Here is a 23,534-nt window from a genome sequence, read left to right on the forward strand (position 1 = left end):
GGTTAGAACCGTCATAGGCACTCACAAGCTTTTAAGCCCAGGTCACGGTGTGCGTGTCGTAGCCGCGTGCGGTGGCCACGCGTGCCGCTTCGTCCTCGGCGGCCGTGCGGTCCGCGCGCTGGAGCGGCGTGAACGGAGCGATCGTCAGGGTCAACCGCTTGCCGCTCGCCTTCGCGCGCCAGGTGCCCAGCAGCTCACCGTCGACGAGCAGGGCGCCGGGGCTGCCGAGGATTTTCCAGACCTCCTTGGCGTACGCCTTGTCCGGGACCAGCACGGACTTGTCGCGCGCCTGCGTGAACGGGTCCCACGGCGGCAACAGCCGGACCAGCGACGGCGACGGCGGGTTCTCCAGCGCGGCGACCCGGTCCGCGGGCAGGGAGGCGCGGCGGCCGTCCACCCGGACCTCGACCAGGTCGTCGGGCCAGGTCTGCTTGAGCACGCTCTTCGCCGTGCCCGCGAAACCGGCGGCGTCGCCCTGGGTCGCGGGGCCGTTCAGGCGCAGGTACCGCTCCAGGACGCGGGACGCGGCGGCCGGGTCCGGGCGCGTCGAGACCCGTCCGCGGTCCTCCAGCGGTGCCAACGTCGCGGGGGACTGGTCGGCCTCCAGGCGGAGGCCGCCGTGCAGTGCGGCGACCCGCATGAGCTGCTCGTAGACGTGCGTGGCCTGACAGCCCCGGCACGCGTACGAGAACGAGTCCGGCAGCAGCTTCGTCACCGCGGTGCTCGCGGCGCCCTTGGACATCGTCTTCGTCACGACCTTGCGCAGCGCCCGCGCGGTGGTGAAGAGAACGTCCACTGCGGACAGTCCGGTGGCCTGTAGTTCCTTCTGCTGCCACAACATCCGGGCCAGCGCGTCCGCCTCGTCCAGCGGGACCAGCGACGCGACCAGCTCCGGCAGGTCCGCGCGCCGGTGGAAGTGCGGTGCGCCGCGGTGCGACCACACCAGCGTCAGGCGGGGGTCTTCGGCCAGCGTCGTGGGGACCACCGGCCCGGCCGAACGCGCGGCGAGGCCGAGCAACGCCGTGTCACGCATGCTGTCCTGGAGCCCGAGGTCGAACACGGCCAGCTCGAGCGGGTCCGCCGAGCCGCGGTGCAGGCCGTGTTCGGCGATCCGGTACGCCATGACCTGCTGGCGTGACACGTCGAGCACTTCGGGCCCCTTTCGCTCAGAGCCGGTAGTCGAAGGTGTAGGACATGGCCGGCTCACCCATCACGCCGTCCACCGAGCCCGTGCCGGTGAGCCCGGCCAGCTCCCCGGTCGCGGAGCCGGGCACGACCTCGAACTTCGACTGGATGCCCTTCGGGTCGAAGCCGACCTCGTGCCGCACGACAAAGGTGCCGCGACGGCCATCCACGGTGCCGTCGAAGCGCTCGTAGCCGGGCGACGTGGTGTCGCCGCCGTCGTAGCCCTCACCCGCGTAGTACAGCAGGTAATCGCAGATCGACTCGGCTTCGATCACGCCGGTGTACGCCATCGTGGCGTGCGCGTACGCCACCCGCGGCTGCCCTTCGGCGCCGCTGGCCAGGTGCTCTTCCCAGTTCTTCATGGTGAATGTGCTCATGGAAGACACTCAATCAGCCATACCTGTCAACTTGTGTCAGGTATTTCGGTCATACTCGAATCATGCGCGCCAGCCGGCTCCTGTCCGTCCTCCTGCTGCTGCAGAACCGCGGCCGGATGACGGCCGACGAGCTGGCGGCCGAGCTGGAGGTGTCCGTGCGCACCGTGTACCGCGACATCGACGCGCTGTCGGCGTCCGGCGTCCCGGTGTACGCGGACCGCGGCCGCACCGGCGGCTACCAGCTCGTCGACGGTTATCGCACGCGCCTGACCGGGATGACCGAGGAGGAGGCGCAGTCCCTCTCGCTCGCCGGGCTGCCGGGGGCGGCCGCCGAGCTGGGGCTCGGCACGGTGCTCGCGGCGGCCCAGCTCAAGCTGCACGCGGCGCTGCCGAAGGAGCTGCGCAGCCGCGCGGGACGCGTCGCCGAACGCTTCTACCTGGACGTGCCCGGCTGGCACCGCGGCATCGAAAGCCTGCCGCACCTTTCGGCCGTCGCGGACGCGGTGTGGTCGGCGCACCGCATCCGGATCCGGTACGAGCGCTGGGGCCGTCAGGTGGTCGAGCGGGAGCTGGAGCCGCTGGGCCTGATCCTCAAGGGCGGCAACTGGTATCTCGCCGGCCGGTGCGACGGCGCCGACCGCACGTACCGCGTTTCCCGCGTCCAGGAGCTGGAGGATCTCGGCGAGCCGTTCGAGCGGCCGCCGGACTTCGACCTCGCGGCGTACTGGCAGGAATGGTCGGCGCAGTTCGAAAAGCGTATGTATCCGACGGCCGCGAAGGTGCGGCTTTCGTCGCGCGCGCAGGCTCTCGTACCGTTCTACTTGGGCAGTGTCGGCGCGCGGGCGCTGCGCTCGGCCGTCGACGGCGGCGCGGAACCCGACGAAGACGGCTGGCTCACCATGGAGCTGCCGGTCGAGTCGGGGGAGCCCGCGATCGGCGAGCTGCTGCGGTTCGGGCCGCATCTGGAAGTGCTCGAACCGGCGGACCTGCGGGCGCGGCTCGCGAAGGCGATCGAGGAGATGGGCGCGGTGTATGGGTGAGCTGGACGGGGTCCGGATCGGGGTCACGGCCGAGCGGCGGGCCGACGACCTGATCGGGGCCCTGACCAGGGCCGGCGCCGAGGTCCGGCACGCGCCCACGATCACCATCGTCGATCTGCCCGACGACCCGCAGTTGCGCGACGGCACGGGCGAGGTGCTGGCCGAGCCGGTCGACTTCACCGCCGTGACCACCGGCGCGGGCTTCCGCGGCTGGCTCTCGGCGGCCGAGGGCTGGGGCTTGCGCCAGCCGTTGCTGGACGCCTTCAGCGCGTCACGGATCTTCGCGCGCGGCCCGAAAGCGGTCGGCGCGCTGCGGGGCGCCGGGCTGCGCGAGGAGTTCTCGGCGCCGGGGGAGAGCAACGCGGAACTGTTCGGCAGCTTGGTGGACGCGGGGGTCGCGGGCGCGCGCGTCGCCATCCAGCTGCACGGCACGCCGCTGCCGGAGTACACGAAGCTGCTCACCGACGCGGGCGCGTCGCTGGTCACCGTGCAGCCCTACCGGTGGCACTCGCCGCCCAACACCAAGCCGGTTTTCTCGCTGATCCACGACGTGCTGTCCGGCGAGGTCGAGGCCATCGCCTTCACCAGCGCCCCGGCGGCGACGAACTTCCTCGCGCTGGCCGGCGAGTATGGCCGTGGCGCTGAGCTGCTGGAGGTTCTGCGGCGCGGTGACGTGGTGTGCGCCTGTGTCGGGCCGGTTACTGCGGCGCCCTTGGAGGACGCCGGCGTCCGGACTGTGCAGCCGGAACGTCAGCGTCTTGGGGCGTTGGTGAAGTTGCTGGTTACGAGGCTGGGGCGGGAAAGCTGAGGTTCAGCTGCTCGCCGCAGCCTGGGCGCTCGCCGCGGTTCGCTTGCGGCGCCAGGTCAGCAGGACCGCGGCCAGGGCGAACAGCTGGAGTTCGGTGGCGAGGCCGGGCAGGTCGGCGGTAGCCCCGGCGCCGCCCATGCCGTCGCGGCGGAGGGTGCCGGTCGGGCTGCCGTCCGGGGCGAGCATCGAATACTCGCGGCTGCCCAAGGAGTTCGCGCGGAACCGGATGTCCTGGCCCGAGGCGTGCAGAGTCCAGTGGCGGCGTACGCGGTCGGTGCTCGCCAGGACCTCGTCGTTCTCGGCGAGCAGCTCGTAAACGCCGCTGAAACGGTGCCGGCGCACGCGGTAGCCGGTGCCGTCGAGGCTGAACTCGGCCTCGACGCGCCCGCGTTTCAGCACCAGTTCCGGCAGCTGCTGCCCGTCGTCGGTGACCTCGTACTGGTGGCCCAGCAGATGGGTCCGCTTCGCTTGCACCATGCCCATGAGGATTCCCCGAACTCCTGATCTCCATGCACTCTCGATTCGAGAGTATCCTCAGGCGCTCTCGGCCACGTTCGCGCGGCCCACGGCTTCCTCGCTCATCCCTTGACGCCAGTACCCGGTGAAGCAGATCGCGCGCTTGTCGAAGCCGCGCTCGCGCACCAGGTGACGGCGGACCTGCTTCACCACTCCCGCCTCGCCGGAAACCCAGGCGTACGGCACGCCGCCGGGGAGGTCGGCGGCGCGGACGGCGTCCAGGAGGGCCTCGCCGTGGCGGCGGCCGCTGTTGATGATCCAGTGCAGCTCGACCGCGCCGCGCGTCTCGAATGCTTGGCGTTCCTGACGATCCGGGACCTCGACGTACACGACCGCGCGCGTCGAGGCCGGCAGCGACTCGAGGATCGCGCCGATGGCGGGCAACGCCGTCAGGTCACCGACCAGCAGCTGCCAGCCGGTGTCCGCCGGCACGTCGTACAGGCCGTGGGGGCCGAGGAACGCGACCGCGTCGCCCACGCCGGCCTGCGCCGCCCACCCGGAAGCCTGGCCGCCGTCGTCCTCGTGCAGCACGAAATCGACGTCCACCTCGCCGGTGCCGGGGCGGGCGGCGCGCACGGTGTACGTGCGCATCGGCGGCCGCACGTCGTCCGGCATCGCCAGGTAGCTGCCGCGGTACCAGGACGCCACCTCGCCGTTCACCGGCGGCGGCAGCCGGGGCTCGGCTTCGCCGGGGAGCGGGAAGAAGACCTTCAGGTAGCCGTCAGGCGCGACCGGCCCGGCGGCGGCGAGGCTCGGCGCGGCGAACGTGATCCTGGCCATGCGCGGCGTCAGCCGGCGGACCGCGGTGACCCGGCCGCGGTGGTAGTTCAAGCTAATCATTAGGCCAGGCTAACCTACTCTGCTGTCCGGTTGCTGATCTGACGGCAGCTACGCGCATAGGGCTCAGCGAGCGGGCCGGTTGCAGACCGTATCCGCCTACTTTCGGTCAGATCAGCAAAACAACCCGTCCGGGCCGTCCTCCTCGACCACACCGTCCGGGCGCCAGCGGTACTTGCGCAGGTCGACGCGCTGACCGTCGGCGAGCACGCCCTCGCCGCGCAGGCGCTCCAGCTGCTCGTGCGCCAGATGGGGCGCCGGGGTGCCGTTCGCGCGCAGGATCCGTTGCCACGGCAGGTCGTGGCCGTCTTCGGCGAGGACCCGGCCGACCAGCCGGGGCGAGGGCGCGCCCGACAGCGTCGCGATGTCCCCGTATGTCGCGACGGTCCCCGCGGGCACGTCGGCGATGACCGCGCGGATCCGCTCGTGCAGTTCGTCGTCCATGACCACGCACTCTGTCGGATCGCACTTTGCCGCACCACACCGGCGCTCTGTCGGACAACACCGTGCCGCACCGGACCGCCAAGTGCGTGCCGGTGCGCCACCCCGGTCGGTCGGCGTGGTTCCATCGCTGGTGTGAACGGGCGGAGAACGGCGCAGGGGCAGGCGCGGCTGGTGCGCCCGCCGGTCGTCGGCGCGCCTTCGTTCACCTGGGACGCGGGCGCGCGAAAGGTCCTCTCGGCCCCGGCCGGTTTCGTGCGGGTGCTCGGCGGGCCGGGCACCGGGAAGACCTCGCTGCTCGCTTCCGCGGCGGCGCGGCGCATCGCCGACGGCGCGGACCCCGAGAGCGTGCTCGTGCTGACCACTTCGCGTAAGGCCGCGGACACGCTGCGGGCCGACATCACCCGGCGCCTCACCGCCGACCCCGACCAGGCGTCGCCGTTGCCGCGCACGGTGAGTGAACCGCTGGTGCGCACAGTGCACTCGTACGCGTTCTCCCTGCTACGCCTGGAGGCGCGCGCCGAAGAGCTGCCCGCGCCCCGCCTGCTGGCCGGCGCCGAGCAGGACGTCGTCGTGCGCGAGCTGCTCGAAGGAGACCTGGAATCGGGCGCGCTCGACTGGCCCGAGCAGCTGCGCCCGGCGCTGGTCGTGCCCGGGTTCGCCGAGGAGCTGCGCGACCTGCTGATGCGCGCGGCCGAACGCGGCCTCGGCCCCGAAGACCTCGAAGAGCTGGGAGGCCGCAAGGACCGTGAGGAGTGGGTGGCCGCCGGGCGGTTCTGGGCGCAGTACGAGGAGGTCACGCAGCTGCAGGGAGTGGGCGGCAACGCGCTCGGCGTCCGCAGCGCGCCGGCGCTCGACGCGGCCGAGCTGGTCACGTCCGCGCTGCTCGCGCTTGAGGACGACGACGAGCTGCGAGACCGTGAGCGCGCCCGCGTGCGGCACTTGTTCGTCGACGACGCGCACCACCTCGACCCGCTGCAGAGCCAGCTGATCCGGCTGATCGGGCACACCGCGGCCGAGTTCGTGGTGGCCGGGGACCCGGACCAGTCCGTGTTCTCCTTCCGCGGCGCCGACCCGAGCCTTTTCGCCGACGCGGACACCGACGGGGACCGGACGGTCATGTTGACCACCTCGCACCGGCTCGCCCCGACCGTGCGCGAGGCCGTGAACAGGCTCGGCGCCACGCTGCCCGGTGCGTCCCAGCATCGGAAACTCGTGACACCGCAAGGAAAACGCGGTGGCAAGGTGCGCGTGCGGCTGATGCCGACGCCGGCCGCGGAGGCCAGCTGGATCGCCGACCAGCTCCGCCGCGCCCACCTCGTCGACGGGGTGCCGTGGACCGAGATGGCCGTGCTGGTGCGCTCGCCCGCGCGGACTTTCCTGGTGCTGCAACGGGCTCTGCGTGCCGCGGGGGTGCCGATCGGCTCGGCGACCGAGGAGCTGCCGCTGGCCCGGCACTCCGCCGTGCGGCCCTTGCTGGCCGTGCTGCGGATCGCCGCCGAGCCGGAGCTGCTGGACGTCGACCTCGCCGAAATGCTGCTCTCGTCCGCGCTCGGCGGTGCGGACCCGCTGGCGCTGCGGCGGCTGCGACGCGGCCTACGCCGGCTGGAGCTGGCCGGCGGCGGGCAGCGCTCCAGCGACGAACTGCTCGTGGAAGCCTTGCGCGGCGGCGACATCCTGGCCGGGCTCGCCGACGCGGAGGCGCTGCCCGTACGCCGGGTCGGCTCGCTGCTGAGCGTCACGAACCAGGCGGTGCAACGCGGCGACGGCGTCGAGCAGGTGCTGTGGGAGCTGTGGCAGGCCAGCGGTCTGCAGGAACGGTTGCTGCGCATGGTCGAGCGCGGCGGTTCGCTGGGCGCGCAGGCCGACCGCGACCTCGACGCCGTGGTCGCGCTGTTCGACTCGGCCGGTCGGTATGTCGACCGGCTGCCGCGGGCGAGCGTCGCGGCGTTCGCCGACTACCTGTCCTCACAGAACATCGCGGGTGACACGCTCGCGCCCGCCGCGATCCCGGGCGACGGCGTCTCGCTGCTCACCGCGCACGCCTCGGCCGGTCGCGAGTGGACAGTGGTCGCGGTCGCCGGTGTGCAGGAGGGCGCGTGGCCGGACCTGCGGTTGCGCGGATCCCTGCTGGGCGTGGAACGGCTCGTCGACCTGCTGTCCGGAGTGGACGACAACGACAAGGTCTCCGCCATCGCGCCGATCCTCGCCGAGGAGCGGCGGCTGTTCTACCTGGCCGCCAGCCGCGCGCGCCGGACGCTGCTGGTCACCGCGGTCGCGGGGGAGGACGAGCAGCCCTCGCGCTTCCTCGACGACCTGGAGGAGAACGGCGCCGACGACGGCGCGCTCGACTCGCGGATGAAGCCGGCCGGCCGCTCGCTGGTGCTGGCCGAGCTGGTCGGCGAGCTGCGCGAGGTGGTCTGCGACGACAAGTCGGAACCCGGCCGCCGGGCCCGCGCGGCCAAGCAGCTGGCGCGGCTGGCGAACGCCGGGGTGCCCGGCGCGCACCCGAGCACCTGGTACGGCCTGCTGCCGCCGTCCACCGACCGGCCGGTGCACGGGCCCGGCGACCTGATGCGGATCTCACCGTCCACAGTGGAAATCCTGGTGAAGTGCCCGCTGCGCTGGCTGATCGAGCGCCACGGCGGCAGCGACCCGGCGCAGCTCGCCGCCGTCACCGGCACGCTGGTGCACGGCCTCGCGCAGGCCGTCGCGGGCGGCAGCACCGAGGACCAGATCCAGGCGGCGCTCGACGACGCGTGGGTGCGCGTGGACGCCGGCGCCCCGTGGTTCTCCCGCCGCGAGCGCGGCCGGGTGGAGAAGATGCTGCGCAACTTCGTCACCTGGCTGGAGACCAGCCGCCGGGAGCTGATCGAGGCCGGGGTCGAGCAGGACATCGAGGTCGAGCTGCCGATGGGCGACGACGAGGTGCGGGTGATGCTGCGCGGGCGCGTCGACCGGGTCGAGCTGGACAAGGACGGCCGGCCGGTGATCGTCGACATCAAGACCGGCAAGGTGCCCGTGTCCGCCGCCGACGCCGAGCAGCACCCGCAGCTCGCCGCGTACCAGCTGGCTGTGCTGCTCGGCGCGATCGAAGGCAAGAACACGCCCGGCGGCGCGCGGCTGGTGTACGTCGCGAAGTCCAACAAGCAGACCGGCTCGACCCAGCGCGACCAGCTGCCGCTCGACGAGGACGGCGGCAAGCAGTGGCTCGAGCTGGTGCGCTCGGCGGCGAACGCCGCGGCCGGGCCGGACTACCAGGCCAGCGAGAACCCGGACTGCGACCGCTGCCCGGCGCGCGGCTGCTGCCCGCTGCGCCCGGAGGGCCGGCAGGTGACCGGACCGTGAGCCCATTGCTTATTGCGAACCCGGTGGAGCCGGCGGAAATCGCCGACGCGCTGGGCCTGCACCGTCCGACGCCGGAGCAGGCGACCGTGATCGCGTCGCCGGTGGAGCCGTCGCTGGTGGTCGCGGGCGCCGGCGCGGGCAAGACCGAGACGATGGCCGCGCGGGTGGTCTGGCTGGTGACCAACGGGATCGTCAGCCCGGAACGCGTGCTGGGCCTGACGTTCACGCGCAAGGCCGCGCGGCAGCTCGGCGAGCGCGTGCGGGCGCGGCTGCGGCGGCTGGCCGGGTCCGGGCTGCTGGAACGGCTCGACCCGACGGGCGGGCTGCGCGCCACCGTCGTCGCCGGTGAGCCGACGGTGCTGACCTACCACGCGTACGCGGGCCGCCTGCTGAGCGAGCACGGGCTGCGGCTGCCGGTGCAGCCCGGCGTGCGGCTGCTTTCGGAGACGTCCTCGTGGCAGCTGGCCCATCGGGTTGTGTCTACATGGGACAACGACCTGGAGACCGACCGGGTGCCCTCCTCGGTCACCGCGCAGCTGCTCGCGCTGGCCGGGGAGCTGGGCGAGCACCTGGTGTCCACCGAGCGGCTGGGCGAGTACACCTCGTGGCTGTGCGAGGTGATCGAGAACGCGCCGCGCGCGAAGGGCCAGCGGGCCTCGCTGCCGGTGAAGCTCATGGAAGTCATGGCGGCGCAACGGTTCCGTCTCGAGCTGCTGCCGCTCGTCGAGGCGTACCACCGGCGTAAACGGGCCGAAGGCGCGCTCGACTTCGCCGACCAGATGTCCCTGGCGGCGCAGCTCGCCGACCACTACCCGGCGGTGGTGACCGGCGAGCGGGAGCGGTACGGCGCCGTGCTGCTCGACGAGTACCAGGACACCGGCCACGCCCAGCGCGTGCTGCTGCGGTCGTTGTTCGGCGGCGGTGGGCACCAGCCGATGCCGGTCACCGCGGTCGGCGACCCGGCGCAGGCGATCTACGGCTGGCGCGGGGCGAGCGCGGCCAACCTGCCGCGGTTCACCACGGACTTTCCCCGGCACAGCGGGGAAAGACTGGAGCCCGCGCACGAATTCGGGCTGCTGACCAGCTTCCGGAACCCGCCCGAGATCCTGGAGCTGGCCAACGCCGTGGCCGAGCCGCTACGGGCGCGCGGGCTGGGCGTGGAACGGCTGCGGGCACGCGAGGGCGCCGGGCCGGCGGACATCGCCGTCTCGCTGCAGCCGGACGTGCGCGCCGAACGCGAGTGGGTCGCGGACGCGCTGGCCCGCCGCTGGTTCGCGGAAAAAGAGGAGTCCGGCAAGCCGCCGACGGCCGCGGTGCTGGTGCGCCGCCGCGCGGACATGGCGCCGATCGCGAGCGAGCTGCGGATGCGCGGGCTGCCCGTGGAGGTCGTCGGCCTCGGCGGGCTGCTGGACGAGCCGGAGGTCGCCGACCTGGTCAGCACGCTCCGGGTGCTGGCCGACCCGCTCGCGGGCAGCGCCGCCGCCCGGCTGCTGACCGGTGCGCGCTGGCGGCTCGCGGCGGCGGACCTCGCGGCGTTGTGGCGGCGGGCCAATGAGCTTTCGTCGCCGGTGCCGTCCGGTGGCTCCGGTTCCGGCGAAGAGCCGACGCTGGTCATGGAACGCGCCGAGCAGGCGGGTCTGATCGACGCCGTCGACGAACCGGGCTCACCCGAGCGTTACTCCGAGGACGGGTATCGGCGGATCCGGCGCGTCGGTGCCGAGCTGGCGGCCTTGCGACGGCGGCTGGACCAGTCGCTGCCCGAGCTGGTGGCCGACGTCGAGCGGACGCTGCTGCTGGACGTCGAGTCGCTGGCCCGGCCGGGCTCGGCGGGGCGGGCGCACCTGGACGCGTTCGCCGAGGTCGTCACCGACTACGCGGAGACGGCGCCGACCGCCACCCTGCTGTCCTTTGTGGACTACCTGAACACGGCCGCGCACGCGGAGGACGGCCTGACGCCCGGCGAGGTCGAGGTGGCGCCGGACCGCGTGCAGGTGCTCACCGTCCACTCGGCGAAGGGGCTGGAGTGGGAGGTCGTCGCCGTTCCGCACCTGGTGGCCGACGTGTTCCCGAGCAAACGGCGCTCGTCCTCCTGGCTGCGGACCTCGACGGCGCTGCCCGCGATCCTGCGCGGCGACTCGGCGGACCTGCCGGAGCTGCGCGTCTCGGAAGGCTTTGACCGCAAGGAAGTCCAGGAAGCGCTTGAGCTGCACGAGGAGGGCTTCGCCGAGCGGGAGGCCGACGAGGAGCGGCGGCTCTGTTATGTCGCGCTGACTCGCTCCGAGCGCGCGCTGATCGTTTCCGGGCATTGGTGGAACGAGAGCAGTACCCGGCCCAAGGGGCCTTCGGTGTTCCTGACCGACATCGCGGAGGTGTTGCGCGCTGCCGACCCGCCGATCGGCTCGCTCGCGTCGTGGGCCGAGGAGCCGGCCGCGGACGAGGAGAACCCGCTGGTCGCGGACTCCCGGACCGGCCGCTGGCCGCTGGACCCGCTGGGCGACCGGCGGACCGGGGTGTCGACGGGGGTGGAGCTGGTCTTCGCGGAGATGGCCGCCGCGCCGCCGGAGCCGGACCCGGCCGCTCCCGTCGAGAAGGTCGAAACCCCGGTTGAAACGGCGGCGGACTCGGATGAAGAGTGGCCGCTGCCGCCAGAACCAGAGGAATTCGAGGACTCCTTCGCCGACGAGGAACCGTTCGAAGAGTCCGAAGAGGACCCTTCCGACGAGGTCGACCCGGAGGACCCGGACGGCTGGGCTTCGGACACCGACGTCCTGCTCGCCGAGCGCGCGCGGGCCCGGGCCACCGTGGACCGCGTGGTGCTCCCGTCGCAGCTGTCGGTGAGCCAGCTGGTGGAGCTGGCGGCCGACGCGGACGGGCTCGCGCAACGGCTGCGTCGCCCGCTTCCGTTGCCGCCCAACAGTTTCGCGCGCCGCGGCACGGCCTTCCACGGCTGGCTGGAGCAGCGCTTCTCCGGCGACCGACTGCTGGAGATCGACGACCTGCCCGGCGCCGCCGACTTCGGCGAGGCCCCGGACAGCGACTTCGAGGAGTTGCAGGAAGCCTTCGAACGCAGCGAGTGGGCCGAGCGCGTACCGCTGGCCGTCGAGATCCCGTTCTCGGCCGACGTCGAGGGCATCACCGTCCGCGGCCGGATGGACGCCGTGTATGCCGACGCCGACGGCGGGTGGACTGTGGTCGACTGGAAGACCGGCGGCGTGCCGTCCGCCGAGCGGCTGCCCGCGCTCGCCGTGCAGCTGGCCGCATACCGGCTCGCCTGGGCGGCGCTCAAGGGCGTGCCGGTCGAACGCGTGCGCGCGGCGTTCCACTACGTCCGCCCCGGCCACACGCTGCGCCCGGCGGACCTGCTGGACGCGGAAGGCCTGCGTGACCTGCTGCGAAACGTGCCCTCGGAGTAGCCCGCAGGCTTATCCTGGCGGCGTGATCAATGGTGGGCACGTCATCGTCTACAGCCGCGACGCGGAAGCGGACCGGGCCTTCTTCCGGGACGTGCTGGAGTTCCCGCATGTCGACGCGGGCGGCGGCTGGCTGATCTTCAAGCTTCCGCCGAGCGAGGTCGCGGTGCATCCCGCGGAGGGCCCGGAGACGCACGAGTTCTACCTGATGTGCGACGACGTAGACGCGACCGTGGCCGATTTGAGCGCGAAAGGCGTCGAGTTCACGCAGCCGGTCACCAACGCGGGCTGGGGACGGCTGACCAGGTTGCGCCTGCCGGGTGGCGGCGAGGTGGGCCTGTACGAACCCCGCCACGAGCGCGCCACGGAGCTGTAAAGGCGTCCAGCCACAACGAGTTCGGGCTCAGCCGCGGTCGCGGACCGTCAGCGCCCACCGGACCAGCGGCCACTGCACCGGCAGCCGCAGCCAGGCGATGGCGCGGTCGCGGGCCGGGCGGCCGAGCCGCTGGCAGTCGAGCGCCATCTTCACGTTGCCCGGGAACACCCCGACGAACAGCAGCGCCGCCGCGAGCCCGCCGAGCCGCCGGGTGCGCGGAGCGACGATGCTCGCCGCCACGCCCAGCTCGGCGACCCCTGAGCCGTACGTCCAGGCGCGGCGCGAGCCCGGCAGCTCCTTCGGGACCAGCGCGTCGAACGGCTTCGGGCGCAGGAAGTGCAGGGCGCCGGACGTCGCGAGCAGGCCGGCGAGGAGGTAGGCGGCCCGCTGTGAACCACGGGAGTCGGGCATGTGCTCACCCTGCCACAGCGACGGGTGTGCAGCGGGTGACCTTGAGCTAGGCTCCCCGACGTGAGTGACGCCGAACACCCGCGGGGAGCCGGTGCATGAAGGCCCTCAAACGGCTACCGCTGAACGTCCGGCTGAACGACCGCCCCGATCACGAGCTCGTCGGCGTGATCCGGATGCCGGAACTGACCGTCAGCCCGATGCGCTCGATCGTCAAGCGGGTCATCGGCGCGCTGCTGGCGCTGCTGGCGACGGTGCTGATCGTGTACGCCGACCGCGGCGGCTACCGCGACGTCAACGGGGACGGCGTCTCGTTCCTGGACGCCATCTACTACTCCACCGTCTCGCTTTCGACCACCGGCTACGGCGACATCGCGCCGGCCTCGGCGACGGCGCGGCTGGTCAACATCGTGATCATCACCCCGCTGCGGGTGCTGTTCCTCATCGTCCTCGTCGGCACCACGCTGGAAGTGCTCACCGAGCGCTCCCGGCAGGCATTCAAGATCCAGAAGTGGAGGACGAAGGTGCGCGACCACACCGTCGTCGTCGGGTTCGGCACCAAGGGCCGGTCGGCCGTCAACGCGCTGCTCGGCGACGAGGAGGTCCAGCCGAGCCGGATCGTGGTGGTCGACACCGACCAGCAGGCGCTGGACGCGGCGAGCGCCCTCGGCCTGGTCACCGTGCACGGCTCCGCGACCCGCGCGGACGTGCTGCGGGTGGCGGGCGTGCAGCACGCGCGGGCCGTGGTGGTCGCGCCGAACCGTGACGACACCGCCGTGCTCGTCACGCTGACCGCGCGTGAACTGGCGCCGAAGTCGCACATCGTGGCGTCGGTGCGGGAGGCGGAGAACGTCCACCTGCTCAAGCAGTCCGGGGCCAGCCAGGTGGTGGTGTCCAGCGAGACCGCGGGACGGCTGCTCGGCCTGGCCACGTCCACCCCGCTGGTGGTGGACATGGTCGAAGACCTGCTGACACCGGAATCGGGCCTGGCCATCGCGGAGCGCGCGGTGGAGCCGTCCGAGGAGGGCGGCTCGCCGCGGCACCTGCCGGACATCGTGCTCGGCGTGGTCCGCGACGGCGTGCTCTACCGCGTGGACGCCCCGCAGTCCGACGCCATCGAGCCCGGCGACAGGCTGCTGTACGTCAAGAAGGTCACCCAGTCCGACAAGGTCGAACGCTAAGGTCCGCAGGCCCGCGCGGGGTCACCCGGGGCCAGGCGTCACCTTCACTGGGTTTTGCCCGGGGTATCTGGAACCATGGCGGCGTGCTGTCTTCCGACCCGGCGAGAAAGACCTCCCTGCAGCGGTGGCTGCAGGTGGGCATCCCCACGGCCGCCGGTGTGCTCGTGGTCGTGCTGGCCTGGTTCGCCGGGCCCGGCCTGTTCGGCATCACCGTCAACGACGGGGGAGTGCCCACCCCGGCGGAGGTCACCAAGCCGGCGGCCTGCTCGGCCGCGAACCCGGTGGAGACGGTCAAGTTCACCCTCGGCGGCAAGCCGCGCGAGGGCACGTTGAACGCCTGCGGTCACGCCCAGGGCGACCACGTCGAGGTCGGCGTCCCCTCGGACGCCCCCGCCGACGGCCCGATCACCCTCCGCGCGTCCGACACCTCGGCCGGCGCCCAGGACCTGCGCGGCCCGATCGCGCTGGTGCTGCTGGTTTTCGCCTGCTTCGCGGGCGGGATGTACGCGTTCCTGGTGATCAAGGGACCCGGCCGGCTGGCCCTGCTCAGCTGACCTGCCCGCTCGCTCGCCCGGCTGCCCGGCCGGTTCGGTTGCGCCCCAATGTGGCGTTGGTTGCGTTCAACGCACCCAATGTGGCATTGGGGCGTTTGGGCCGGAGGCCGGGGCGGGCGCGGGCGGGCGAGCGAGCGGGGCGGCGTCGCTCAGCTGACTTCGGAGGCCGGGGCCGCGAAGGTGTTGCAGTCGGCGATCCGGTTGCTGCGCGCGCCGGCCCGCCACCACTGCGCGTAGTGGGCGTTGGTGCCGTGGTCGTGGCTGTGCGAGGTGTTGTCGCCGCGGGTTTCCTGGTCGTTCCAGGCCTTGTTGTACATGTCGCGGGTGACGGTGCCGCCCTGGTCGACGTGCGCGCCGAGGAACATGCCCGAGAAGCACTGGGCCTGCAGCTCCTTGCGGCGCGACATGTCCAGGCCGTCCGGGCTGTTCTGGCCGGCCGCGTAGATCTTCTGCCACGCGGCGTCCATGATCCCGGCGACCTCCTGCACGTGGTGGCCGTACTCGTGCGCGAACAGCGCCAGGTAGACGCCCGGGTTGTTGCCGTACTGGTCGGTCTGCAGGCCCTTGAACGGCACGTACAGGTTGTTCTCGCAGTAGTACGCGGCGGTCGCGATGCCGACCTGGATGGTGCCGCACTCGGTCTCGAAGCTCGGCCCGGTCGGGAAGTGCAGCGCGGGCGAGGTGAACGGCAGGTTGTAGGCCTGGAGGAACGGGCCCCACGCGGCGTCCAGGCACTTGCTGGCCGCGGTGAAGAACGCCTCGGCGCCGTCCTGCGTGCTCACCCACGGCGGCAGGTTGCAGACGCGGTTCTGCAGGCCCGCGTTCGGGTCCTGGAGGATCGGGTGATCGGCGAGCTTCAGGATCTTCTGCGGGCCGGTCGAGCTCGGCGCGCTGCTGGGCGCGTCCGAGGTCGACGGCTCGGACGAGGGGGTCGACGAGCCGTTGTTCGGCGGCAGCTCGAACGGGCTGCTCGGCGCGGGCGTCGGGGTGTTCTGGTAGCCGGCGTTGGTGACGCCGGAGCCGGACCCGTTCAGCGCGACGATCCCCACCACGCCCAGCACCAGCACGACCACCGCGCCGAGGCACAGTCCGATGATCAGGCCGGTCGAGCGCCGCTTCGGCGGCGGGAAGTTGTGCTGCTGCTGACCCCACGGCCCCTGCGGGGGCGGGCCCTGGTTGTACGAGCCGGGCTGTCCCTGCGGGGCGCCCTGGTACGGCTGGCCCGGGTACTGCTGACCGGCGTACGGCTGCTGACCGGAGTACTGCCGGCCCTGGTACGGCGGCCCCTGAGGCGGCTGGACCGGCCCCTGGCCCGGTACCGGAGGCGGTTGAACGGTCCCGCGAGGCGGCACTGGGCCGTAGGGCGGTTGCGTCATCAGGACAGTCCCGGTGGGTCTCGGCGGGAAGCCGGGCGGCCCCCGGCTTCCGTTCAGCATATCGGGGGAACGGGCCGCTTCCCCAGCACTTGCCGAGACTGGTCACCCGTCCCGGTCGTCACCCCAGGTCTGGCCGGGTTTGGGGGGCTCTGGAAGAGTGAGCGGCAGTTGGTGACGGGTCGTGAGGACTAGGGGTTTCGATGACAGACACACCCGGCTCGCCCGGGCCCGGTGCGGACGGCGAAACGCCCACCCCGAGCCAAGGCTTCCCGAGGCCCGAAGTGCCCGCCGCGTCCTCCCCGTCCGAAACCGGCGGCCCGGCCCCGGTCACGCCGCAGCAGGGCGCGGCGGGCGACGGCTCCGGTCCGGCGCCGGAGGTGACGCCCGGCAGCGCGACCTCGTCGTCGGGCGCGAGCGCTGAAGCGGCGACTTCCGCCACGAGCGCTGCGGCGGCTTCCGGCGCGAGCGCCGAGACCGGCGACGACGCCAAGACCCCGGCCTCGGGTCTCCCGCAGCAGGCCCCGCCGTCCGGGAACACCCCGGTGCCGCCGTCGGCCCCGCCGTCGTTCGGCGCCCAAAGCAGCGCGCCGGGCCAGCAGTGGCAGTCGCCCGGCCAGCCGCCGATGCCGCAGTACCCCGGTGGCGCGTACGGCCGTCCCGGCGGTGGCTGGAACCCGCAGGGACTCGGCAAACCGGGCGTGATCGCGTTGCGTCCGCTCAACATCGGCGACATCCTCGACGGCTCCATCACCGCGATCCGCCGCTACCCGTTGCTGGTGCTGGGGGTTTCGGCGGTCGTCGCGGTGGTCGTGGCGGCGCTGAACCTGGTGATCTCGCTGACGCTGCTGCCGGACGTCACGCGGGTGACCGCCCTCGGCCCCGGCGCGACCCAGCAGGAGCAGCTCGACGCGGTCTACAACCTGCTCGGCAGCACCCTGCTCACGCTGATCCCGACGCTGATCATCACGATCCTCGGCCAGACCTTCCTCACCGGCTTCCTGACCGTGGTGATGGGCAAGGCCGTGCTCGGCCGTCCGGTCGACTTCCGCACGGCGATGCGCGAAGCCGGCCCGCGGCTGCTGCCGCTGCTGGCCCTGACCTTGCTGTACACGCTGGCCACCATGGTCGCGGCGATCTTCTGCCTGCTGCCGGCGGTGATCCCGTACGTGTTCTGGGCGCTCGCCGGCCCGGCGCTGGTGCTGGAGCGCGGCACGATCCGCCAGTCGTTCGCGCGCTCGCGCCGGCTGGTGTCCGGCTCGTTCTGGCGGGTGCTGGGCATCCTGCTGCTGGCTACGCTGATCGGCTGGCTGATCACCACGATCATCGGCGTGCCGTTCAGCCTCGGCTCGGGCGCGTTCTCCGGGCTGTTCGACCCGCAGGCCGGGGTGCCGCAGCAGAGCACCGGCGGGCTGGTCCTGCAGTCGGTGGGCTCGGTGATCGCGGCGACGATCGTCACACCGTTCACCGCGCTGGTCACCGTGGTGCTCTACATCGACCAGCGGATGCGGCGTGAGGGCATGGACATCGAGCTGGCGCGGGCGGCGGGGATCAACCCGCAGGCGCCGCCGCAGCCGGCGTGGTGACGTTCCGGCTCACCGACGTCCCGGTCGACATCGACCGGGACCCCGCCCGCGTGCAAGCGGCCCAGGAGCTGACCGACCCCGGCTACCGGGCCGCCGAGCCGAGCCTGCTGGAACGGCTGGCCCACTGGCTGGGCGAGGTTTTCGACAAGCTGCTCAACTCGCTGTCCGGCGTGCCCGGCGGTCCGCTGGGTGTGCTGCTGGTCCTGGTGCTGCTGATCGTGCTGGTCGTGGTGGTACGGCTGCGCGTCGGCAAGGTCGGCCGCGCCGGGCAGGCGGCCAAGCAGGTTTTCGCGGGTCGTCGCCGTTCCGCCGACGAGTACCGCCGCGCCGCCGAAGAGGCTGCGGCGCAAGGACAGTTCGCCGACGCCGTGCGTGAACGCTTCCGCGCGCTCGTCCGGGGTCTGGAGGAACGCGCGCTGCTCGACAGCCGCTCCGGCCGGACCGCCGACGAGGCCGCCGCCGAAGCGGGCGCGCTGCTGCCGAACCTGACCGCCGACCTCACCGCCGGCGCCCGGCTGTTCGACGACGTGCACTACGGCGGCCGCCCCGGCACCGAGGACGGCTACCGCGCGCTGACCGATCTCGACAACCGCGTCCGCCGTGAGCGGCCGGCTCTGGTGGGCGCGTGAGCACCTCGGTCTCGCCTGATTTACGCCGGATTTGGCGCGGCGTAAGGATTCCGCTGGCGTTGCTGTTGCTCATCGTGCTGACCGGCCTGGTGCTGGTGCTCAGCCGCGGCGATCAGACGAGTGGCCAGCTGGAGCCCGGGTCCTACGAGCCGGGCGGCAGCCGTGCGCTCGCCCAGCTGCTCGGCCGCCAGGGTGTGGACGTCCATCCGGCGCACACCATCGACGAGGCCCTGCACCAGGTCGACGGCGGCACCCTGCTGGTCAGCGCGCCGGATTTGGTGCCTGGCAACGGACTTGCCGAGCTGCGCCGCCGCGTCGCGCACCTCGTGCTGATCGCGCCGGGGCCCGAAGCGCTGCGCGCGGTGCTGCCCACCGTCACCGCCGGGGGCAGCGGCGATGTGCAGACGCTGCAGCCGGATTGCACGGTCGGCTCGGCCGTCGCCGCGGGTTCGGCGTCGCTCGGCGGCGTGCGGTACCGCACCACGGACCCGTCCGCGCGGTCCTGTTACCGCGACGGTGAAGACCCGACGTTCGTGCAGGTCGCCGACCGCACGGGCACCGTCACCGTGCTCGGCACCTCCGCGCCGTTGACCAACGAGCGGCTTGCCGACGAGGGCAACGCGGCGCTTTCCATGCGAGTGCTGGGCGACCACGGACGGCTCGTCTGGTACCTGCCCTCGCCCGCGGATCCCGCGCTGGAAGGCCACCAGAAGCCGTTTTTCGAACTCATTCCCGCGGGCTGGCGGTACGGCGCGGTGATGGCCGGGATCGCCGTGGCGCTGCTGGCTTTGTGGCGGGCGAGGCGGCTCGGGCCGGTGGTGCGCGAGCCGCTGCCGATCGTCGTGCGCGCGGCTGAGACGGCCGAGGGGCGCGCGCGGCTGTACCGGCGGGGCGGCGCGACCGGGCACGCCGCTGAGACGTTGCGGGAGGCCGCCCGCGCGCGGCTGCGGTCGAGGCTCGGCCTGCCGGGTGACGCCGATCCGGCGTCGCTGGCGGAGACGGTGAGCACGCGCGCCGGACGCGCGCCGGCCGAGATCGGCGCGGTGCTGCACGGGCCGCCGCCGGTCGATGAAGCCGGTTTGGTGCGGCTGGCGGACGAACTGGACAGGGTGGAACGAGAGGTGGAGCGGTCTTGAGTACCGAACAGACGCAGGCGCCGGTAGACGCGCGGGCGGCGCTGATCGCCCTGCGCGCCGAGGTCGGCAAGGCCGTGGTTGGCAACGACGCGGCCGTCACCGGGCTCATCCTGGCGCTGCTCTGCCGTGGGCACGTGCTGCTCGAAGGCGTGCCCGGCGTCGCGAAAACGTTGCTGGTACGGGCTTTGGCGGCGTCGCTGGACCTGAAGACCACCCGCGTGCAGTTCACCCCGGACCTGATGCCGGGCGACGTCACCGGGTCCATTGTGTACGACGCGCACAGCGGCGAGTTCTCCTTCCGCCAGGGCCCGGTGTTCACCAACCTGCTGCTGGCCGACGAGATCAACCGGACCCCGCCGAAAACACAGTCCTCGCTGCTGGAGGCGATGGAGGAGCGGCAGGTCTCGATCGACGGCCGCTCGCACCCGCTGCCGGACCCGTTCGTGGTGGTGGCGACGCAGAACCCGGTGGAGTACGAGGGCACCTACCCGCTGCCCGAGGCGCAGCTGGACCGGTTCCTGCTCAAGCTGACCATGCCCGCGCCGTCGCGGGAGGACGAGATCGGCATCCTGTGGCGGCACGCGCAGGGCTTCGACCCGCGTGACCTCGCGGCCGCGGGCATCCGGCCGGTGGCCGGCGCGGCGCACCTGACGGCCGCGCGGCAGGCGGTCGCGCGGGTGACCGTTGGGCCCGAGGTGATCGGCTACGTCGTGGACCTGTGCCGCGCGACGCGTGAGCTGCCTTCGGTGCAGCTGGGCGTTTCCCCGCGTGGCGCAACGGCTTTGCTCGCCGTGACCCGCGCGTGGGCTTGGCTCGCCGGGCGCGACTACGCGACCCCGGACGACGTCAAGGCGCTGGCCCGCCCGGCGTTGCGGCACCGGCTGGGCGTGCGGCCGGAAGCCGAGCTGGAAGGCGTGACCGCGGACGGCGTCCTCGACCGGGTGCTGGCCTCCGTGCCGGTGCCGCGCTGAGCCGATGGCGCTGACCGGGCGGCTCGGGCTGCTGGCCCTGCTGGGCGCGCTGGTGGTCGGGCTGCTGGCCCCGTCCGGTGTGGGCGTGGCGGCCGTGCTCCTGGTGCTGCTGGTGCTGGTGGTGGTGGACCTGGTGCTCGCGGGCAGCGTGCGCGCGCTGCGGTTTTCGCGCACTGGAACGACTTCCGTGCGCCTGGGCGAACCGGCCGAGGTGACGCTGACCGTCACCAATCCCGGGCGGCGCGCGGTGCGCGGGCTGCTGCGTGACGCGTGGCCGCCGAGCGCCGCGGCCGAAGACCGGCACCGGATCGCCGTCCCGTCGGGGGAGCGGCGCGCATTCACCACGCGCCTGCTGCCGACGCGCCGCGGCGACCGGCCCGCGGTGCGCGTGACCGTGCGCGCGGTGGGGCCGTTGGGTCTGGCGGCGCGGCAGGGCTCGCACGAGGTGCCGTGGTCGGTGCGGGTGCTGCCGCCGTTCCACAGCCGCAAGCACCTGCCGTCGCGGCTCGCCCGGCTGCAGCAGCTCGACGGGCGCAACGCGGTGATGATCCGCGGCCAGGGCACGGAATTCGACTCCCTGCGCGAATACGTGATCGGCGACGACGTGCGCTCGATCGACTGGCGCGCCTCGGCCCGCGCGGCCGACGTGATGGTGCGGACCTGGCGCCCGGAGCGCGACCGCCACCTCGTCCTGGTCCTCGACACGGGCCGCGTCTCGGCCGGCCGCGTCGGCGACGCCCCCCGGCTCGACGCGGCGATGGACGCGGCGCTTTTGCTGGCTGCGCTGGCTTCCCGCGCGGGTGACCGAGTGGACCTGCTGGCTTACGACCGTCGTCTGCGCGCCGCGGTGCAGGGCTCTTCGGCGACTGCGCTGCTGCCTTCCCTGGTGAACGCGATGGCGCCGTTGGAGCCTTCGCTGGTGGAGACGGACGCGCGCGGCATGGTCGCGGAAATCCTGCGCCGCACCCGGCGACGGGCGCTGGTGGTGTTGTTGACCGGTCTCGACGCGGCGCCGTTGGAGGAGGGTTTGTTCCCGGTGCTGGGCTCGCTGACCTCGCGGCACGAGGTGATCGTCGCGTCGGTGGCGGACCCGCGGGTGGCTGAGATGGCGCGTGGCCGCGGCGACGCTGAGGCGGTTTACGACGCGGCCGCGGCGGAGCGGGCGATGGCCGAGCGTGCGTCGGCGGTGGCTCGGCTGGGTCGGCGTGGGGTGGCGGTTGTGGATGCTGTGCCGGAGGAGTTGCCTCCGGCGTTGGCTGACCGGTACTTGGCGTTGAAGGCGGCGGGGCGGTTGTGAGGCGCAAGGGCTCGTGAGTGCCTATGACGGTTAGAACCGGCATAAACACTCACGAGCCTCAACCGGCTTCAGGCAGAGCGTCACCAGCGTGCTGGGCCTCGAGATCGCCGACTTCGCCTTCGCGGGCGGCGCGGCGGCCGAGGGTGAAGACGTAGGTCAGGAAGAGCAGTTCCACCACCGCGCCGATGCCGATGCGCAGCCAGGTCGGCCAGCCCGAGGGCGTCACGAAGGCCTCGATCACGCCCGAGACCAGCAGCACGCAGGCCAGCCCCAGCGCGATCACCACCACCGAACGGCCCTGTTCGCCCAGCGCGGCGCTGCGGGAGCGGCGGCCGGGGTCGATCACGGTCCAGCCGAGTTTCAGGCCGGTGCCCGCGGCGATGAACACGGCCGTCAGCTCCAGCAGGCCGTGCGGCAGGAGCAGGCCGAGCAGCACGTCGCCGCGGCCGGCTGAGGACATCAGGCCGATGGCGACACCGGCGTTCAGCGAGTTCAGCCACAATGCGCTGATCACCGGCAGCCCGAGCGCGACGCCGAGGAACAGGCAGGTCGCCGCCACCCAGGCGTTGTTCGTCCAGACCTTCGCCGCGAACGAGGCCGCGGGCCCGGTCGAGTAGTACGTTTCGTACTGGCCGCCGGGCGCGGTCATGGCCTTCAGCTCGTCCGGCGAGATCAGCGACGCGCGCACCTGCGGGTCGCCCGCGATCCAGACGCCGAGCACGGCCATCAGGGCCACCGAGACCAGCGCGGCGGGGATCCACCAGCGCCGGCTCAGGTAAACCGCCGCCGGGAACCGGCGGGTGAAGAACAGCGCCACCTCGCGCCACGCCGGGCTGTGCGAGCCCGTGACGGCCGAGCGCGCCCGCGCCACCAGCGCGGACAGGCGCGCGAGCAGGGCCGGGTCCGGCGCCGTCGAGCGGATGATCGACAGATGCGTCGCCGTGCGCTGGTACAGCGTCACCAGCTCATCCGCCTCGGCGCCGCTGAGCCGTCGCCGGCGTACCAGCTCGCTGAGCCGCGACCACTCCGCGCTGTGCGCCGCGACGAAGACGTCGACGTCCACCTGTCACCTCCGTTTCGCCGAACCCCAGCCTAGGGCTCACTAGACTGACCCGGTGCAGGAAGAGTCCGATCTCGTCACCGGCGAAGCCGTGGTGCTGGACCTGCGGGTGGCCAAGCTCGCCAGCCGCGGGGTCGCGATGCTGCTCGACGTCCTCGTGCAGGGCGCGCTGCTGCTGATCGCCGTGCTGGTGCTGGTGTTCACCATGCCCAGCGCCGATTCGTCGCTGACCGTGGCGCTGCTGCTCACCCTGTTCGTGCTGATCGTGATCGGCTACCCGGTGCTGTTCGAGACGCTCAGCCGCGGCCGCTCGCTCGGCAAGCTGGCGCTGGGTCTGCGCGTGGTCCGCCTCGACGGCGGCCCGATCCGCTTCCGCCACGCCCTGACCCGCGCGCTGGCCGGGTTCTTCGTGGACTTCTGGGCGCTCGGCTTCCTGGGCGCGGTGGCGGTGATCGTCTCGCTGACCTCGTCGGACGGCCGCCGCGTCGGCGACTTCCTGGCCGGCACGCTGGTGATCCGCGAGCGCGTGCCGGAAAGCGCGCAGGCGTACGTCGTGATGCCGGTGGGCCTCGAGGCGTGGGCCTCGCAGCTCGACCTCAGCCGCTTGCCCGACGACCTGGCTTTGGCGTCCCGGCAGTTCCTCGGGCGGTACCACGAGCTGCGCCCGGACGCGGCCGCGTCGCTCGGCCAGGGGCTCGCGTACCAGGTGGCGAACGCCGTCGGGGTGGCTCTGCCGTACGGGATGCCGCCGTGGACGTTCTTGCAGGCCGTGCTGGCCGAACGCCGCAATCGGGATCAGGCCCGGCTCGCACCGGCGTATGGACGGCCCGCGCCGGTACCGGGTTATGTGCCGCAGCCCGGGCTGGCGCCGGGGTTCGCGCCGCAGCCGGGTTATGCGCAGCAGCCGGTCTCCCCGCAGCAGCCCGGAGTCACGTCGGGTTACGTGCCCGAGCCCCCGCGGCCCGAGCCGGACAACCCGTTCACCCCACCGAGCTGACCGT

The 23,534-nt window shown here is 72.8% G+C and carries 21 protein-coding genes; 13 read left to right on the forward strand and 8 right to left on the reverse strand.

Going from position 1 to position 23,534, the window contains the following annotated elements; all coding sequences use genetic code 11:
- Positions 1–31 precede the first annotated feature (31 nt).
- Both OG371_RS21260 and OG371_RS21265 read right to left on the reverse strand, forming a co-directional pair.
- A complete protein-coding gene (locus tag OG371_RS21260) occupies positions 32–1,150 on the reverse strand; it encodes a winged helix DNA-binding domain-containing protein (RefSeq protein WP_329071809.1) in 1,119 nt (372 codons plus the stop codon).
- 16 nt (positions 1,151–1,166) lie between these two features.
- Positions 1,167–1,562, reverse strand: coding sequence for a DUF3224 domain-containing protein (locus tag OG371_RS21265; protein WP_329071811.1), 396 nt, complete (start codon positions 1,560–1,562; stop codon positions 1,167–1,169).
- Between the two features lie 62 nt (positions 1,563–1,624).
- On the opposite strand from OG371_RS21265, the gene OG371_RS21270 reads away from it, so the two are divergent.
- Positions 1,625–2,602 carry a helix-turn-helix transcriptional regulator gene (locus tag OG371_RS21270; protein ID WP_329071813.1) on the forward strand — a complete coding sequence of 326 codons (978 nt, stop codon included), beginning with the start codon at positions 1,625–1,627 and terminating at the stop codon, positions 2,600–2,602.
- Positions 2,595–3,410, forward strand: a complete 816-nt coding sequence (locus tag OG371_RS21275; protein WP_329071815.1) for a uroporphyrinogen-III synthase — start codon at positions 2,595–2,597, stop codon at positions 3,408–3,410. The genes OG371_RS21270 and OG371_RS21275 overlap by 8 nt, the downstream gene beginning before the upstream one ends.
- Before the next feature lie 3 nt (positions 3,411–3,413).
- Here OG371_RS21275 and OG371_RS21280 read toward each other — a convergent pair whose 3' ends face one another.
- The 3 genes from OG371_RS21280 to OG371_RS21290 all read right to left on the reverse strand — a co-directional run bounded on the left by OG371_RS21280 (position 3,414) and on the right by OG371_RS21290 (position 5,207).
- On the reverse strand, positions 3,414–3,887 hold the full coding sequence (locus OG371_RS21280) for a hypothetical protein (RefSeq protein ID WP_329071817.1): 474 nt from the start codon (positions 3,885–3,887) through the stop codon (positions 3,414–3,416).
- A 57-nt stretch (positions 3,888–3,944) separates the two neighbouring features.
- Positions 3,945–4,766: a siderophore-interacting protein gene (locus OG371_RS21285; protein ID WP_329071819.1), complete on the reverse strand. Its 822-nt coding sequence runs from the start codon at positions 4,764–4,766 to the stop codon at positions 3,945–3,947.
- A 111-nt stretch (positions 4,767–4,877) separates the two neighbouring features.
- On the reverse strand, positions 4,878–5,207 hold the full coding sequence (locus OG371_RS21290; RefSeq protein ID WP_329071822.1) for an MGMT family protein: 330 nt from the start codon (positions 5,205–5,207) through the stop codon (positions 4,878–4,880).
- Positions 5,208–5,378: 171 nt separating this feature from the next.
- Here OG371_RS21290 and OG371_RS21295 point away from each other — a divergent pair, with 171 nt between their 5' ends.
- Genes OG371_RS21295 through OG371_RS21305 form a run of 3 tightly spaced genes read left to right on the forward strand, consistent with a single transcriptional unit; the run spans position 5,379 to position 12,338 of the window.
- A complete protein-coding gene (locus OG371_RS21295; protein WP_329073237.1) occupies positions 5,379–8,552 on the forward strand; it encodes an ATP-dependent helicase in 3,174 nt (1,057 codons plus the stop codon).
- Entirely contained in the window at positions 8,549–11,965 is a 3,417-nt protein-coding gene (locus OG371_RS21300) for an ATP-dependent helicase (RefSeq protein WP_329071825.1), read from the forward strand. Before OG371_RS21295 ends, OG371_RS21300 begins: the two co-directional genes overlap by 4 nt.
- Before the next feature lie 22 nt (positions 11,966–11,987).
- On the forward strand, positions 11,988–12,338 hold the full coding sequence (locus tag OG371_RS21305; protein WP_329071827.1) for a VOC family protein: 351 nt from the start codon (positions 11,988–11,990) through the stop codon (positions 12,336–12,338).
- Between the two features lie 27 nt (positions 12,339–12,365).
- On the opposite strand, the gene OG371_RS21310 is transcribed toward OG371_RS21305, so the two are convergent.
- Positions 12,366–12,749, reverse strand: coding sequence for a DoxX family protein (locus OG371_RS21310; RefSeq protein WP_329071830.1), 384 nt, complete (start codon positions 12,747–12,749; stop codon positions 12,366–12,368).
- A gap of 95 nt (positions 12,750–12,844) precedes the next feature.
- Here OG371_RS21310 and OG371_RS21315 point away from each other — a divergent pair, with 95 nt between their 5' ends.
- A complete protein-coding gene (locus OG371_RS21315) occupies positions 12,845–13,927 on the forward strand; it encodes a potassium channel family protein (protein WP_329071832.1) in 1,083 nt (360 codons plus the stop codon).
- A gap of 83 nt (positions 13,928–14,010) precedes the next feature.
- Positions 14,011–14,481, forward strand: coding sequence for a hypothetical protein (locus OG371_RS21320; RefSeq protein WP_329071834.1), 471 nt, complete (start codon positions 14,011–14,013; stop codon positions 14,479–14,481).
- Positions 14,482–14,630: 149 nt separating this feature from the next.
- On the opposite strand, the gene OG371_RS21325 is transcribed toward OG371_RS21320, so the two are convergent.
- Positions 14,631–15,857, reverse strand: a complete 1,227-nt coding sequence (locus OG371_RS21325; protein ID WP_442876130.1) for a neutral zinc metallopeptidase — start codon at positions 15,855–15,857, stop codon at positions 14,631–14,633.
- Between the two features lie 200 nt (positions 15,858–16,057).
- Between OG371_RS21325 and OG371_RS21330 the strand changes: the two genes are divergently transcribed.
- Genes OG371_RS21330 through OG371_RS21350 form a run of 5 tightly spaced genes read left to right on the forward strand, consistent with a single transcriptional unit; the run spans position 16,058 to position 21,473 of the window.
- Positions 16,058–17,440 carry a hypothetical protein gene (locus OG371_RS21330; RefSeq protein WP_329071836.1) on the forward strand — a complete coding sequence of 461 codons (1,383 nt, stop codon included), beginning with the start codon at positions 16,058–16,060 and terminating at the stop codon, positions 17,438–17,440.
- Positions 17,434–18,069: a DUF4129 domain-containing protein gene (locus OG371_RS21335; protein ID WP_329071838.1), complete on the forward strand. Its 636-nt coding sequence runs from the start codon at positions 17,434–17,436 to the stop codon at positions 18,067–18,069. The genes OG371_RS21330 and OG371_RS21335 overlap by 7 nt, the downstream gene beginning before the upstream one ends.
- Positions 18,066–19,205, forward strand: coding sequence for a DUF4350 domain-containing protein (locus OG371_RS21340; protein ID WP_329071840.1), 1,140 nt, complete (start codon positions 18,066–18,068; stop codon positions 19,203–19,205). Before OG371_RS21335 ends, OG371_RS21340 begins: the two co-directional genes overlap by 4 nt.
- Complete coding sequence (locus tag OG371_RS21345; RefSeq protein WP_329071842.1) at positions 19,202–20,176, forward strand: AAA family ATPase; 975 nt, start codon at positions 19,202–19,204, stop codon at positions 20,174–20,176. Before OG371_RS21340 ends, OG371_RS21345 begins: the two co-directional genes overlap by 4 nt.
- Positions 20,177–20,180: 4 nt before the next feature.
- Positions 20,181–21,473, forward strand: coding sequence for a DUF58 domain-containing protein (locus OG371_RS21350; RefSeq protein ID WP_329071844.1), 1,293 nt, complete (start codon positions 20,181–20,183; stop codon positions 21,471–21,473).
- 58 nt (positions 21,474–21,531) lie between these two features.
- On the opposite strand, the gene OG371_RS21355 is transcribed toward OG371_RS21350, so the two are convergent.
- A complete protein-coding gene (locus OG371_RS21355; protein ID WP_329071846.1) occupies positions 21,532–22,536 on the reverse strand; it encodes a stage II sporulation protein M in 1,005 nt (334 codons plus the stop codon).
- A 52-nt stretch (positions 22,537–22,588) separates the two neighbouring features.
- On the opposite strand from OG371_RS21355, the gene OG371_RS21360 reads away from it, so the two are divergent.
- Positions 22,589–23,530, forward strand: a complete 942-nt coding sequence (locus OG371_RS21360; RefSeq protein ID WP_329071847.1) for an RDD family protein — start codon at positions 22,589–22,591, stop codon at positions 23,528–23,530.
- Positions 23,531–23,534 lie beyond the last annotated feature (4 nt).

It is taken from the genome of Amycolatopsis sp. NBC_01480, from assembly GCF_036227205.1.
Taxonomy (GTDB): Bacteria; Actinomycetota; Actinomycetes; order Mycobacteriales; family Pseudonocardiaceae; genus Amycolatopsis.

Bases quoted from the DNA above. Each gene is read 5' to 3' on its own strand.
- OG371_RS21265 (WP_329071811.1), bottom strand. From the start codon at position 1,562: ATGAGCACATTCACCATGAAGAACTGGGAAGAGCACCTGGCCAGCGGC.
- OG371_RS21270 (WP_329071813.1), top strand. From the start codon at position 1,625: ATGCGCGCCAGCCGGCTCCTGTCCGTCCTCCTGCTGCTGCAGAACCGC.
- OG371_RS21275 (WP_329071815.1), top strand. From the start codon at position 2,595: ATGGGTGAGCTGGACGGGGTCCGGATCGGGGTCACGGCCGAGCGGCGG.
- OG371_RS21280 (WP_329071817.1), bottom strand. From the start codon at position 3,887: ATGGTGCAAGCGAAGCGGACCCATCTGCTGGGCCACCAGTACGAGGTC.
- OG371_RS21285 (WP_329071819.1), bottom strand. From the start codon at position 4,766: ATGATTAGCTTGAACTACCACCGCGGCCGGGTCACCGCGGTCCGCCGG.
- OG371_RS21290 (WP_329071822.1), bottom strand. From the start codon at position 5,207: ATGGACGACGAACTGCACGAGCGGATCCGCGCGGTCATCGCCGACGTG.
- OG371_RS21310 (WP_329071830.1), bottom strand. From the start codon at position 12,749: ATGCCCGACTCCCGTGGTTCACAGCGGGCCGCCTACCTCCTCGCCGGC.
- OG371_RS21315 (WP_329071832.1), top strand. From the start codon at position 12,845: ATGAAGGCCCTCAAACGGCTACCGCTGAACGTCCGGCTGAACGACCGC.
- OG371_RS21325 (WP_442876130.1), bottom strand. From the start codon at position 15,857: ATGACGCAACCGCCCTACGGCCCAGTGCCGCCTCGCGGGACCGTTCAA.
- OG371_RS21330 (WP_329071836.1), top strand. From the start codon at position 16,058: ATGACAGACACACCCGGCTCGCCCGGGCCCGGTGCGGACGGCGAAACG.
- OG371_RS21350 (WP_329071844.1), top strand. From the start codon at position 20,181: ATGGCGCTGACCGGGCGGCTCGGGCTGCTGGCCCTGCTGGGCGCGCTG.